The organism is Cryobacterium suzukii (genome assembly GCF_004403185.1).
In the GTDB taxonomy this organism is placed as follows: Bacteria; Actinomycetota; Actinomycetes; order Actinomycetales; family Microbacteriaceae; genus Cryobacterium; species Cryobacterium suzukii.
On record NZ_SOHJ01000011.1, the window covers coordinates 468429 to 481089 of the forward strand.

Genomic DNA, 12661 nt, shown 5'->3' on the forward strand with positions numbered 1-12661 from the left:
CAAGGATGGCCCCCTTTCCAGAAGAGAAACCGCGATATTGCTAGTTAAGAATCACTGTTCTTTAGATATCGTTAAGGAATGTCGCCTCAAGCTTCCGATCTGATCACCCTCGGCCATCGCATCCGCCATTTTCGTGGCGAACGCGGACTGACGCTCGACCAACTCGGTGAGCGCGTCAGCCTCGCTGGAAGCCAGCTGTCGTTGATCGAGAACGGCCGCCGCGAACCGAAACTCTCCACCCTGCAGGACCTCGCGACGGCCCTTTCGGTCAACCTGGCCGAGCTGCTCCGCCAGGAAGCGCCGAATAACCGGGCGGCGCTTGAGATCGAACTGGATCGGGCGCAGAAGAATCCGCTCTACGGCGCGCTCGGACTGCCGGTCGTAAAGGTGACCAAGGGGATGCCGCTGCCGGCCATTGAGTCGCTCCTCGGCTTGCACCGCGAGCTGTCCCGCCGGGCCAGTGAAGCCATCGCGACCCCGGAGGAGGCGCGCCGCGCCAATACCGAATTGCGCGAACGGATGCGTGAACAGGGCAACTACATGCCCGAGATCGAGGAGCTCGTGGAAGAGCGGGTGCGCGCCAGTGGGCATATCTCGGGCGCCCTCACCCACCGCGAGGTCAGCGTTATGGCCGATCAGCTCGGCTTCAGCCTGATCTATGTGAATGATCTGCCGGCCTCCACCCGGTCGGTCACCGACCTGGCCAACGGGCGCATCTACCTGCCGCCGGCCTCGATTCCCGGCGGCCACGGCCTGCGTTCGATGGCGTTGCAGGCGATGGGCCACCGGCTGCTCGGGCACGAGCGACCTGGCAGCTACGCCGAATTCCTCTGGCAGCGACTCGAGATCAACTACTTCGCAGCGGCCTGTTTGATGCCGCGCGAGGCATCCGTTGCCTTTCTTTCACATGCCAAGCAGGAGCGGGAGTTGGCCGTGGAAGACTTTCGTGATGCCTTCGGCGTTACCCACGAGGCGGCGGCATTGCGGTTGACCAACCTCGCCACCTCACACCTCGACATGACCCTGCACTTTCTGCGGGTCAACGGCGACGGCGCCCTGCAGAAGGGGTACGAAAACGACGATCTGCCGTTTCCGGTGGACGTCACCGGGTCGATCGAGGGACAGTACGTCTGCAAGCAGTGGAGCGCCCGCAGCGCCTTCACCCACACCAACCGCACCACGGAGTACTACCAGTACACCGACACCCCGGCCGGCACCTACTGGTCGGCGACCCAGACCGGATCAACGGATGCCGGTGAGTTCTCGATCAGCGTCGGCGTTCCGTTTGCGCAGGCGAAGTGGTTTCGCGGGCGGGAAACCACCCAGCGCACGGTGTCGCGCTGCCCGGACGAGTCGTGCTGTCGGCGACCCAACTCGGATGCTGCCGCCCGCTGGGCGGGCCGGGCCTGGCCGAGCGCACGGCTGCACGCGCACGTACTGTCGCCGCTGCCGTCCGGAACCTTTCCGGGCGTTGACGACTCCGAGGTGTACGCGTTCCTGGAGGCGCACGCGGCGGAGTAGCAGCAGCCCTCTGCGCCGCTGCCGGGCTGAACAGGCGGCAGCCGACCGACGCCCATTGCGCCACAGGGCGAAGATGAACGGCGGAACAACGACGATCCCGCTAGTACGAGAGATGTGACTACTTCGGCTGCATTCGAATGGCCCCGTCAAGACGGATAGTTTCTCCGTTGAGCATAGGATTTTCGATGACATGCCGCACCAGGAATGCAAATTCGTCGGGGTCTCCAAGCCGGGACGGATGCGGCACCTGAGCGCCCAATGAATCTCGCACCGACTGCGGCAGCCCCTTCAGCATGGGAGTGTCGAAAATGCCGGGCGCGATCGCGACGACGCGAATCAGGCTCTGCGCGAATTCGCGGGCGAGCGGAAGGGTCATCGCGGCAACGCCACCCTTGGAGGCGGCGTAGGCCGCCTGACCGATCTGTCCGTCGAACGCGGCGACCGAGGCGGTGTTCACGATGACACCACGTTCGGCGCCGCCTTGGCGGTCCGGGTCGCCCACGGGCTCGGTGCGCTGCATCGCCGCAGCGGCCAGCCGCACTACGTTGAACGTGCCCACCAGGTTGATGCGAATAGCACGCTCAAAATCTTCGAGCGGCAGCGGCCCGTCGCGGCCGACCGTGCGAGCGCCGGGCGCGATGCCGGCGCAGTTAACCACGATGCGCAGCGGCCCCTGTGCCACCGCGGCGTCGACGGCGGTCTGCACATCGCCGGCGCTCGTGACGTCACCGGCCACGAACCGGGCCCGGTCGCCAAGCGACGCAGCGATCTCCTCGCCGGGAGCGCCGGGCAGATCCAGCAAGACCACGGATACCCCGGCTTCGTGCAGGGTGCGAACGCAGGCCAGACCGAGGCCGGAGGCGCCTCCGGTGATGAGGGCAGAGCATCCGGCACTGAGCAAATTGACGGCGTGCATCAGAGCCTCTCGATCAGGGTGGCATTGGCCATGCCGCCGCCCTCGCACATGGCCTGCAGGCCCCACCGGCCACCGGTCATTTCCAGGTGGTTGAGCAGGGTACCGAGCAGGCGCGTGCCAGAGGAACCGAGGGCGTGGCCGAGGGCGATAGCGCCACCACGCGGGTTGAGGCAGTCGGGGTCTGCGCCCGTCTCGCGTAGCCACGCCAGCGGCACGCTCGCGAAGGCCTCGTTGATCTCGTAGGCGTCGATGTCGTCGATACTCAGGCCAGCCCGCGAGAGGATGCGCTGGGTCGCCGGAATCACGCCGGTCAGCATGAGCAGTGGGTCGCTGCCCACCACGGTGAAACTGTGAAATCGGGCGCGCGGGTTCAATCCGAGCTGCGCGGCCCGTTTAGCGCTCATGATCAGGGTCGCCGAGGCGCCGTCGGTCAGCGGCGAGGAGTTGCCGGCCGTGACATGCCAGCCGAGCTTGGGAAATCGGGCGGCGAGAGCGTCGGTGCGAAAGGCGGGGCGCAGACCCGCCAGCGAGGCGTGCGACGTGCCCGCGCGGATGGTCTCGTCCTCGCTGACCACGCTGCCGTCCGGCCGGGTGACGGTCACGATTTCGCCAGCGAAATCTCCCCGCTCGGCCGCCGCAGCTGCGAGCCGGTGGGAGCGGGCCGCGTAGCTGTCGAGGGCGTCGCGGCCAAGGTTCCATTTCTGGTTGATGAGCTCGGCGGAGACGCCCTGATTGACGAGGCCATCGGGGTAGCGCTCGTGCATAAGCGTGCCGTATGGGTCTTGGGAGCCGACCGATGACCCGAGGGGAACGCGGCTCATCGACTCGACGCCGCACGCGATGACGATGTCAGCGCTGCCGCTCATGACGGCCTGGGCGGCGAAGGCGGTAGCTTGCTGGCTGGATCCGCACTGCCGGTCGATCGTGGTGCCGGGAACGGTGTCGGGGAACCCGGCGCTCAGCAGAGCAGTGCGGGTGACGTTGTTGCTCTGCTCGCCGACCTGGCTGACGCAGCCGCCGATCACGTCGTCAACGAGCGCCGGGTCGAGGTTGTTTCGGCCGACCAGTTCGCGCAGCACAGTGGCCAGGAGGTCGGCCGGATGAATGCCATCGAGAGCTCCCCCGGGTTTGCCCCGGCCCGACGGAGTACGCAAAACATCTACGATGACAGCTTCATTGCTCATGACCACAGCCTAGGCCCGCCGGAGCGACCGCAGCGGGCAAGCTGTGTTCGGTTACCCGGAGAGCGCCCACATGGCGACTGCACTCGCCGCGGCGACGTTGAGCGAGTCGATGCCGTGCTTCATTGGAATCTGCACGACGCTGTCCGACGATGAAAGCGCCTCGGGCGTGAGCCCCTCGCCTTCGGCGCCGAGCAGCAGCGCCAGGCGCTCGTGCCCGGTGCCGTCGAAGTCGCGCAAGCTGACGGCGTCCTGGGTCAGCGCGAGAGCGGCGACGTGAAAACCGTGCCGCGTGAGCAGGGCACGAGTCTCCGCCCACTCACCGACGCGGGTCCACGGTACCTGCAGCACTGTGCCCATAGACACGCGGATGGCCCGGCGGTAGAACGGGTCTGAGCAACGGGGCGTGACCAGAATGGCATCCGCTCCGATGGCGCCGGCCGAGCGAAAGATAGCGCCGACGTTGGTGGGGTCGGACACGTTTTCGAGAATGACGATGCGGCGCGCACCAGCCAGCAATGTGTCGGCAGAGGGCAGTTCGGGCCGGTGCATCGAGGCGATCAGCCCGCGGTGCAAGATATACCCGGTGAGTTCGGCGAGCATTTCCCCGGGGCCCACGAACACAGGAACCTCGGCCGCGAAGTCGCCGAGCACCGCGAGAGCCTCGTCGGCCGTGTTGCCGAGCGCGAGCACCGACCGCGGAACATGTCCCGCGCGCAGTGCCCGTTCGAGCACGAGCGCCGATTCGGCGATGTAGAGTCCGTGCTCGGTGCCGCGGGCCTTCTTGAGGGCCACGTCGGTGAGGTGGGCGTAGTCGACCAGTCGCGGGTCGCTCAGGTCGTCGATCGCGATCAAGGGCATCCGCAAAGTCTAACCAGCGGCCCGGCCGGGCACCGTGCGCCCGGCCGGAATACGGCTTCTGTCCGTTACGGGGTCGGCGTGAGCGTGTATTTCGTCGACAGGTACTCCTGGATACCCTCGAGTCCGCCCTCGCGGCCGAGTCCGGACTGCTTGACACCGCCGAACGGTGCGGCGGCGTTGGAGACGACGCCGGTGTTCAGGCCCATCATGCCGGTCTGCAGCTTGTCGATCATGCGCTGTCCCCGGGCCAGGTCGGTCGTGAACACGTAGCTGATCAGGCCGAACTCTGTGTCGTTGGCGAGGCGCACGGCATCCGCTTCGTCGGTGAACGTGCTGATCGCGAGCACCGGGCCGAAGATTTCGTCGCGCAGAATATCGCTGCCCGGCTTGACATCGGTGAGCACGGTGGGCGCGTAGAAGGTGCCCTCACGCTCGATCGCCGCGCCGCCGGTGAGCAGGGTCGCGCCGCGGGTGAGGGCGTCCTGCACGAGGGAATCGGCCTTGGCGACGGCTTTGCCATCGATCAGCGGGCCGATGGTAATGCCGGTTTCTGTACCACGCCCGATCTGGAACGCCTCGACCTTGTCGGTGATACGCCGGGCGAATTCGACGGCGACGGACTCGTGCACGATGAAGCGGTTGGCCGCGGTGCAGGCCTGGCCAATGTTACGGAACTTGGCGATGAGGGCGCCGTCGACGGCTTTGTCGAGGTCGGCGTCAGCGAAGACGACGAACGGGGCGTTGCCGCCGAGTTCCATCGAGGTGCGCAGCACGTTCTCGGCGGAAAGCTTGATGAGCGACTTACCGACCGCGGTCGACCCGGTAAAGCTGAGCTTGCGGAGGCGTGGGTCGGCGATGATCGGCTCAGTGACCGCGCCCGACTGCGACGTCGTGATGACGTTGACAACGCCGGCGGGCAGGCCGGCCTCCTCGAGCAGGGCCACGAAGTGCAGGGTCGTCAGCGGTGTGAGTGCGGCGGGCTTGACGACGACGGTGCAGCCGGCGGCGAGTGCCGGGGCGATCTTGCGGGTCGCCATGGCCAGCGGAAAGTTCCACGGGGTGATTAAGAGGCAGGGGCCGACCGGGTGCTGGGTGACGATCATGCGACCGGTTCCCTCTGGATTGGCGCCATAGCGGCCGCTGATGCGCACGGCTTCCTCGCTGAACCAGCGCAAAAACTCGCCGCCGTAGGCAACCTCGCCGAGTGCCTCTGGCAGGGGCTTGCCCATTTCGATGGTCATGAGCAGCGCGAACTCCTGCTTGCGTTCCTGCAGCAGGTCAAAGGCTCGGCGCAGGATTTCGCCGCGCGCGCGGGCCGGAGTCGCTGCCCAATCGGCCTGCGCGGCGTCGGCGGCGTCGAGGGCTGCGGCGCCGTCGGCTACGCTCGCGTCGGCGATGGTCTTGATGACTCGGCCGGTAGCCGGGTCGGTGACATCAAGGGTGCGCCCGCCTGTGGCGGCGACCCACTTGCCGTTGATATAGAGCTGGCTGGGCACGCGCGCGAGCAGCTCGGATTCGTTCGTTGGCGCTTCGGTAACAACCGTCATTGCATCTCCCATGCTCGTATCTGCCCGTCGATCTGACGGTATTAGCCTAGCTGCGCCCACCGACGGGGTCGCGGGCCGCTCGGTTTCATGATCGAGCCGCTGATCAACGGGGTTGCGTCTTTGGCATGATCGTATATCATTTCAAATACACACGCAGCGCTGCGAGAGGACATCACATGCAGAACCCCGCACCATTCACCGGTACCCCCGGAAAGGTGATCGCCCTGCACCTCAACTACCCCTCCCGCATTGCTCAGCGCGGCCGCGTGCCGGAACAGCCCTCCTACTTTCTGAAGCCCGGCACCTCGGTGAGCGCGTCGGGCACCCCCATCGAACGCCCGGCCGGCACCGAACTGCTCGCCTTCGAAGGTGAGATCGCCCTGATCATCGGCCACAGCATCCGTCGAGTGAACCCGGAACAGGGCTGGGCGGCCGTCTCTGGCGTCACCGCCGCCAACGACTTCGGCGTCTACGATCTGCGCTACGCCGACAAGGGGTCGAATCTGAAGTCCAAGGGCGGCGACGGCTTCACCCCGCTCGGCCCGAACGTGCTCAACGCCAGAGGCGTTGAACCCGATGCCCTGCGGGTGCGCACCTGGGTCAATGGCAAGTTGGTGCAGGAAGACACCACCGCGCAGCTGGTCTTCCCGTTCGGCCGTCTGGTTGCCGATCTCTCCCAGTTGATGACGCTCGAACCGGGCGACGTGATTCTCACCGGAACCCCGGCCGGCTCCTCCGTGGTGCAGCCCGGTGATGTGGTCGAGGTCGAAGTCGATGCCCCGACCGCGCCGGGCGCGCCGAGCAGCGGGCGGCTGGTCACACCGGTCGTCGCTGGCGCGGTCGCGATGGCCGAATACGGCGCCGGCCCGAAGATCGACGATCTGCAGCGGGCTGAGGCGTGGGGGTCAGCCGAAGCGGCCGGATTACCGGCATCGACCGGCCCCGCCACCATTTTGACCGACGAGCTCAAAGCGAAGATTAACTCGGTTGGCACCGCCACGCTCAGTTCCCAACTGCGCAAACGCGGCCTGAACAACGTCTCGATCGACGGGCTTCAGTCCACTCGTCCCACCAAACGTCTGGTGGGGCTCGCCCGAACCCTGCGATTCATTCCCAACCGGGAAGACCTCTTCATCTCCCACGGCGGCGGCTACAACGCGCAGAAGCGCGCCTTTGACTCGCTGCGCCCCGATGATGTACTCGTGATCGAGGCCCGCGGCGAGACCGGTACCGGCACGGTCGGGGACATCCTCGCCCTCCGCGCCCAGGTGAACGGCGCGGCCGGTCTGGTGACGGATGGTGGGGTGCGCGACGTGACCGCCGTGGCCGCCCTCGAGATCCCCACCTACTTCGCCAACGCACATCCGGCCGTTCTCGGCCGCAGGCACGTGCCGTGGGACACGGACCTCACCATTTCCTGCGGCGGTGCGGCCGTGCAGCCCGGCGATGTGATCGTGGGAGACGCCGACGGCGTGCTTGTGATTCCGCCGCGCTTAATCGAGGAGGTCGTGACCGACGCGATCGAGCAGGAGCGTGAGGAGACCTTTATCGCCGAGATGGTTGCCGCGGGCGAGGGCGTCGACGGGCTGTACCCGCTGAACGCCACGTGGAAAGGACGGTACCAGGAATGGCTATCCCAGTGACGGTCCCGCCCATCGGCCTGAGCAAGTCCCAACTCGCCTATCAATGGATCAAGGCGCGCATCTCAGACGGAACGTTCACGCCGGGCTACCGTTTAGTCCTGGGCGCGATCGGTAAGGACCTGGGCGTGAGCGTCGTACCGGTGCGCGAGGCGATCCGCCGCCTCGAAGCGGAGGGGCTGGTCACCTTCGAGCGCAACGTCGGAGCGCAGGTCGCCATGCTCGAAGAGACCGAATATCTCTATACGATGCAAACGCTGAGTGTCGTGGAGGGCGTCGCGACCGCACTGTCGGCGCCGTTCATCACCACCGCCGACATTGAACGCGCCCGCACGGTCAACCAGGCCATGGTCGCCTCCCTCGAAGACCTCAACCCGCACCGGTTCACCGAACTCAACCTCGAATTTCACTCGATCCTGTTCGAGAACTGCCCAAACCCGCACATCCTCGACCTGGTGCACCGCGGCTGGAACCGCATGAAGGTGCTGCGCGACTCGACCTTCAGTTTCGTGCCCGGCCGCGCCCGCGACTCAGTAGCCGAGCACGACAACCTGCTGCAGCTGATCGAGTCGGGCGCCGACGCGCTCACGCTCGAGCTGGCGGCGCGCGCCCACCGCACCGGCACACTGGATGCCTTCCTCGCTTACCAGAAATCGCATCACCCCCACCCAGCATCCGACCCGTCCCCGAGAAAGAGAGCCTGACCGATGACACAGACGTCTGTCCAGACCACACACTACGTACCGGCCGACCTGCCCACCAGCATCCGTCATTTCATCGGTGGAGAATTCGTCGACAGCGTCGGCGGCGAGACGTTCGACGTGCTCGACCCGGTCTCGAACCAGACCTACGCCACCGCGGCCGCCGGCCAGCAGGCCGACATTGATCTGGCCGTGGCTGCCGCGAAGGAAGCCTTCTCCAGTGGACCGTGGCCGCGCCTGCTGCCCCGCGCCCGGGCCAGGGTGCTGCACCGCATCGCCGACGCCGTCGAGGCGCAGGATGCCCGGCTCGCCGAGCTGGAAACCTTCGATACCGGGCTGCCGATCACCCAGGCCCTCGGCCAGGCGCAACGCGCGGCCGAGAACTTTCGCTTCTTCGCCGACCTGATCGTGGCGCAGGCCGACGACACCTACAAGGTTCCGGGCAAGCAGATCAACTACGTCAACCGCAAGCCGGTCGGTGTGGCCGGGCTGATCACGCCGTGGAACACCCCCTTCATGCTCGAAAGCTGGAAGCTGGCCCCCGCGCTCGCTTCCGGCTGCACCGTCGTGCTGAAACCGGCCGAATTCACGCCGCTGTCGGCGAGTCTCTGGTCCGAGATCTTTCGCACTGCCGGGGTGCCCGACGGTGTGTTCAACCTGGTCAACGGCATCGGCGAGGAGGCCGGCGATGCGCTGGTCAAGCATCCCGATGTGCCGCTCATCTCCTTCACCGGCGAGACCACGACCGGCCAGACCATCTACCGAAACTGCGCCGCGAACCTGAAGGGCATGTCGATGGAGCTCGGCGGCAAGTCGCCCGCCGTGGTCTTTGCCGATGCCGACCTTGACGCCGCCATCGACTCGACCCTGTTCGGCGTGTTCTCGCTCAACGGCGAGCGCTGCACCGCGTCGAGCCGCATCCTGGTGGAACGCTCCATTTATGACGATTTCTGCGCCCGCTATGCGGCCCGCGCTGCGAGCATCGTGGTCGGCGACCCTCATGACCCGAAGACCGAGGTCGGCGCACTCGTTCACCCGGAGCACTACGCCAAGGTCATGAGCTACGTCGAAATCGGCAAGACCGAGGGTCGCCTGCTCGCCGGCGGCGGCCGCCCCGATGGACTGCCAGAGGGCAACTATGTCTCCCCAACGGTCTTCGCCGACGTCGCGCCGACCGCCCGCATCTTTCAGGAGGAGATCTTCGGCCCGGTCGTAGCCATCACCCCCTTTGACACGGATGCCGAAGCGCTCGCGTTAGCCAACGGGGTCAAGTACGGGCTGGCGGCCTACATCTGGACCACCGACCTCACCCGCGCGCACAACTTCGCGCAGTCGGTCGATGCTGGAATGGTCTGGTTGAACTCGCACAACGTGCGGGACCTGCGCACCCCGTTCGGCGGCGTCAAGGCTTCAGGCCTCGGCCACGAGGGCGGCTACCGCTCGATCGACTTCTACACCGACTCGCAGGCCGTGCACATCACGCTCGCGCCCGTGCACACGCCCCGCTTCGGCGGCAAGTAGCGCGCCCAGCATCCGCTTCACACCAGCAGTATCCCCGCATCACCTTCAACGAGGAGAACCCCATGACACTTAACCCGATCCCCACCCCCACTGCTACCCCGCCCGACATCCTCCGCTGCGCCTACATGGACATCGTCGTGACCGACCTGGCCCGCTCACGCGAGTTCTACGTCGACATTCTCGGCCTCGTCGTTACAGAGGAGAGCGACACCGAGATCTACCTGCGCAGCTTCGAAGAGTTCATCCACCACAACCTCGTACTGCGCCAGGGGCCGATCGCCGCCGTCGCCGCGATGGCCTTCCGGGTGCGCAGCCCCGAAGACGTCGACCTCGCCGAGGCCTACTACCAGGAGCTCGGCTGCCGCACCGAACGCCGCACCGACGGCTTCGTCACGGGCATCGGCGACAGCGTACGTGTCGAAGACCCGCTCGGCTTTCCCTATGAGTTCTTTTACTCGACCACCCACGTTGAGCGCCTCGCCTGGCGCTACGACCTACAGGGTCCGGGCGCGCTCGTGCGCCTCGACCACTTCAACCAGGTCACGCCCGATGTCGGTCGTGGCCGCAAATACCTCGAAGACCTGGGCTTTCGTGTCACCGAAGACATTCAGGACTCCGACGGCGTCACCTACGCGGCCTGGATGCGCCGCAAGGACACCGTGCACGACACCGCCCTCACCGGCGGCAACGGGCCGCGCATGCACCACATCGCCTTCTCAACCCACGAGAAGCACAACATCATCTACATCTGCGACAAGCTCGGCGCGCTGCGCAAGAGCGACCTGATCGAGCGCGGACCCGGTCGCCACGGCGTCTCCAACGCGTTCTACCTCTACCTGCGCGACCCCGACGGCCACCGCGTCGAGATTTACACGCAGGACTACTACACCGGCGACCCCGACAACCCCGTCGTCACCTGGGATGTGCACGACAACCAGCGCCGCGACTGGTGGGGCAACCCCGTCGTACCCAGCTGGTACACGGATGCCTCGCTCGTGCTCGACCTCGACGGTAACCCCCAGCCGGTCACCCTGCGCACCGAGTCCAGCGAAATGGCCGTGACCGTCGGCGCCGATGGCTTCTCGTACACTCGCAAAGACGACGAGCTGGCCGGCTTCAAACTCGGCACCACCCTCTAGGAAGAAGCGCGCATGCTTGACCAGTCAGCCATCGCAGAAATCGCAGACGAACTCGTCGCGGCCGGCCTAAACCGGTCTACCGTTCCCCTCCTGACCGCCCGCTACCCCGGCATGACCGTCGACGACGCCTACGCCGTGCAGAGCCTGTGGAAGGAGCGCGGCATCGCCGCCGGCCGCCGACTCGTCGGCCGAAAGATCGGCCTGACGTCCAAGGTCATGCAGGTTGCGACCGGCATCACCGAACCCGACTACGGTGTGATTTTCGCTGACGAGGTCTACGAGAATGGCGCAAGCATCCGTTTCGACAGCTTCTCGAACGTGCGAATTGAGGTCGAGCTCGCGTTCGTGCTCGGCAAGCCTCTGTCCGGGCCGAACTGCACCCTCTTCGACGTGCTCGATGCCACGGACTACGTGGTTCCGGCGTTGGAAATACTCAGTTCGCGCATTGAAATGGCCGGCCGCACGATCGTCGATACCATCTCCGACAACGCGGCGATGGGCGGGATGGTGATCGGCGGCACGCCCGTGAAGGTCGGCGATATCGACCTGCGCTGGGTGTCGGCGCTGCTCTATCGCAACCAGACCATAGAAGAATCCGGCGTGGCCGCGGCCGTGCTGAACCACCCCGCTGCCGGCGTCTACTGGCTGGCGAACAAGCTCGCTCAGCACGGAACCAGCCTTGAGGCCGGGGAGATCATTTTGGCCGGCTCGTTCACCCGCCCGATGTGGGTGGAACAGGGCGACACCGTGCACGCCGACTACGGACCATTGGGAGCCATCACATGCCGATTCGAGTAGCAGCGGACCCGACCTTTCGAGACGTTCTCGGGAGCACTGAACGGGCGCAGATTGGCATGTGGGTGTGCTCCGGCAGCGCACTGGTGGCCGAAATCTGCGCCGGCAGCGGCCTCGACTGGCTTTTGATCGATACCGAACACAGCCCCAACGGCCTCGAATCGACGCTCAGCCAGCTGCAGGCCGTACACGGCTACCCGATCGTGCCGCTCGTGCGGGTGCCTACCGGCGAGCGCGTCATCGTCAAGCAGCTATTGGACCTCGGCGCTCAGAACCTGTTGATCCCGATGATCGACACCGCCGCGCAGGCCCGCGAGATGGTGTCCGCCGTGCGCTACCCGCCGCACGGGGTCCGCGGGGTCGGCAGCGCCCTCGCCCGGGCCTCCCGGTGGAACCGCATCGACGACTACCTGGCTTTCGCCAACGAGACGATCTCACTGTTCGTGCAGATCGAGACGACGGATGCCGTGGCCAACGTCGCCCAGATCGCCGCCGTCGACGGCGTCGACGGCCTGTTCATTGGTCCGTCGGATCTCGCTGCGTCGATGGGCCTGCTCGGTCAGCAGGACCATCCCGACGTCGTCGCCTCCGTCGAGCGCTGCATTCGCACCGTCACGGCGCTCGGCAAACCCGTCGGAGTGAATGCTTTCGCGCCCGCGACCGCCGAGCGCTACCTCGCGGCGGGCGCCCGCTTCGTGCTCGTCGGTGCCGACGTGGCTATCCTCGCCCGGGCTTCGGAGAAGCTCGCCGCCTCCTTCATCAGGCCAACGGGTCTGGCCGGGCCCGAGGTTCCGCGGCCGAGTTACTGAAGCGACAGCGTTACTGAGCGACAGCGCGCC

Annotated in this window: 11 protein-coding genes; 7 read left to right on the forward strand and 4 right to left on the reverse strand. The window is 66.3% G+C overall.

Translation table 11 applies throughout. The annotated features are described in order from the left end of the window. Positions 1 to 78: 78 nt before the first annotated feature. Complete coding sequence (locus tag E3T39_RS11870) at positions 79 to 1521, forward strand: helix-turn-helix domain-containing protein (RefSeq protein ID WP_134515524.1); 1443 nt, start codon at positions 79 to 81, stop codon at positions 1519 to 1521. A 118-nt stretch (positions 1522 to 1639) separates the two neighbouring features. Here E3T39_RS11870 and E3T39_RS11875 read toward each other — a convergent pair whose 3' ends face one another. From E3T39_RS11875 to E3T39_RS11890, 4 genes are all read right to left on the reverse strand, one after another. Further along, positions 1640 to 2437 carry a 3-hydroxyacyl-CoA dehydrogenase gene (locus tag E3T39_RS11875; RefSeq protein ID WP_134515526.1) on the reverse strand — a complete coding sequence of 266 codons (798 nt, stop codon included), beginning with the start codon at positions 2435 to 2437 and terminating at the stop codon, positions 1640 to 1642. Next, complete coding sequence (locus E3T39_RS11880; RefSeq protein ID WP_134515528.1) at positions 2437 to 3621, reverse strand: thiolase family protein; 1185 nt, start codon at positions 3619 to 3621, stop codon at positions 2437 to 2439. The genes E3T39_RS11875 and E3T39_RS11880 overlap by 1 nt, the downstream gene beginning before the upstream one ends. 51 nt (positions 3622 to 3672) lie before the next feature. Further along, positions 3673 to 4479: a TrmH family RNA methyltransferase gene (locus E3T39_RS11885; protein ID WP_134515531.1), complete on the reverse strand. Its 807-nt coding sequence runs from the start codon at positions 4477 to 4479 to the stop codon at positions 3673 to 3675. 65 nt (positions 4480 to 4544) lie between these two features. Continuing rightward, positions 4545 to 6026, reverse strand: coding sequence for an NAD-dependent succinate-semialdehyde dehydrogenase (locus tag E3T39_RS11890; RefSeq protein ID WP_134515532.1), 1482 nt, complete (start codon positions 6024 to 6026; stop codon positions 4545 to 4547). Between the two features lie 176 nt (positions 6027 to 6202). Between E3T39_RS11890 and E3T39_RS11895 the strand changes: the two genes are divergently transcribed. The 6 genes from E3T39_RS11895 (at position 6203) to E3T39_RS11920 (ending at position 12631) form a co-directional block, all read left to right on the forward strand. Then, complete coding sequence (locus E3T39_RS11895; RefSeq protein ID WP_134515534.1) at positions 6203 to 7669, forward strand: fumarylacetoacetate hydrolase family protein; 1467 nt, start codon at positions 6203 to 6205, stop codon at positions 7667 to 7669. Continuing rightward, positions 7654 to 8370, forward strand: coding sequence for a GntR family transcriptional regulator (locus E3T39_RS11900; RefSeq protein ID WP_134515536.1), 717 nt, complete (start codon positions 7654 to 7656; stop codon positions 8368 to 8370). The genes E3T39_RS11895 and E3T39_RS11900 overlap by 16 nt, the downstream gene beginning before the upstream one ends. A gap of 3 nt (positions 8371 to 8373) precedes the next feature. Further along, positions 8374 to 9888: a 5-carboxymethyl-2-hydroxymuconate semialdehyde dehydrogenase gene (gene hpaE / locus E3T39_RS11905; protein ID WP_134515538.1), complete on the forward strand. Its 1515-nt coding sequence runs from the start codon at positions 8374 to 8376 to the stop codon at positions 9886 to 9888. Between the two features lie 62 nt (positions 9889 to 9950). After that, positions 9951 to 11027 (forward strand): 3,4-dihydroxyphenylacetate 2,3-dioxygenase, encoded by a 1077-nt coding sequence (gene hpaD, locus E3T39_RS11910; RefSeq protein ID WP_134515540.1) that lies wholly within the window; start codon positions 9951 to 9953, stop codon positions 11025 to 11027. Between the two features lie 12 nt (positions 11028 to 11039). Next, positions 11040 to 11825, forward strand: coding sequence for a 2-oxo-hept-4-ene-1,7-dioate hydratase (gene hpaH / locus E3T39_RS11915; protein WP_134515542.1), 786 nt, complete (start codon positions 11040 to 11042; stop codon positions 11823 to 11825). Then, positions 11810 to 12631 carry an HpcH/HpaI aldolase family protein gene (locus tag E3T39_RS11920; RefSeq protein WP_134515544.1) on the forward strand — a complete coding sequence of 274 codons (822 nt, stop codon included), beginning with the start codon at positions 11810 to 11812 and terminating at the stop codon, positions 12629 to 12631. Before hpaH ends, E3T39_RS11920 begins: the two co-directional genes overlap by 16 nt. The last annotated feature ends 30 nt before the right edge of the window (positions 12632 to 12661 follow it).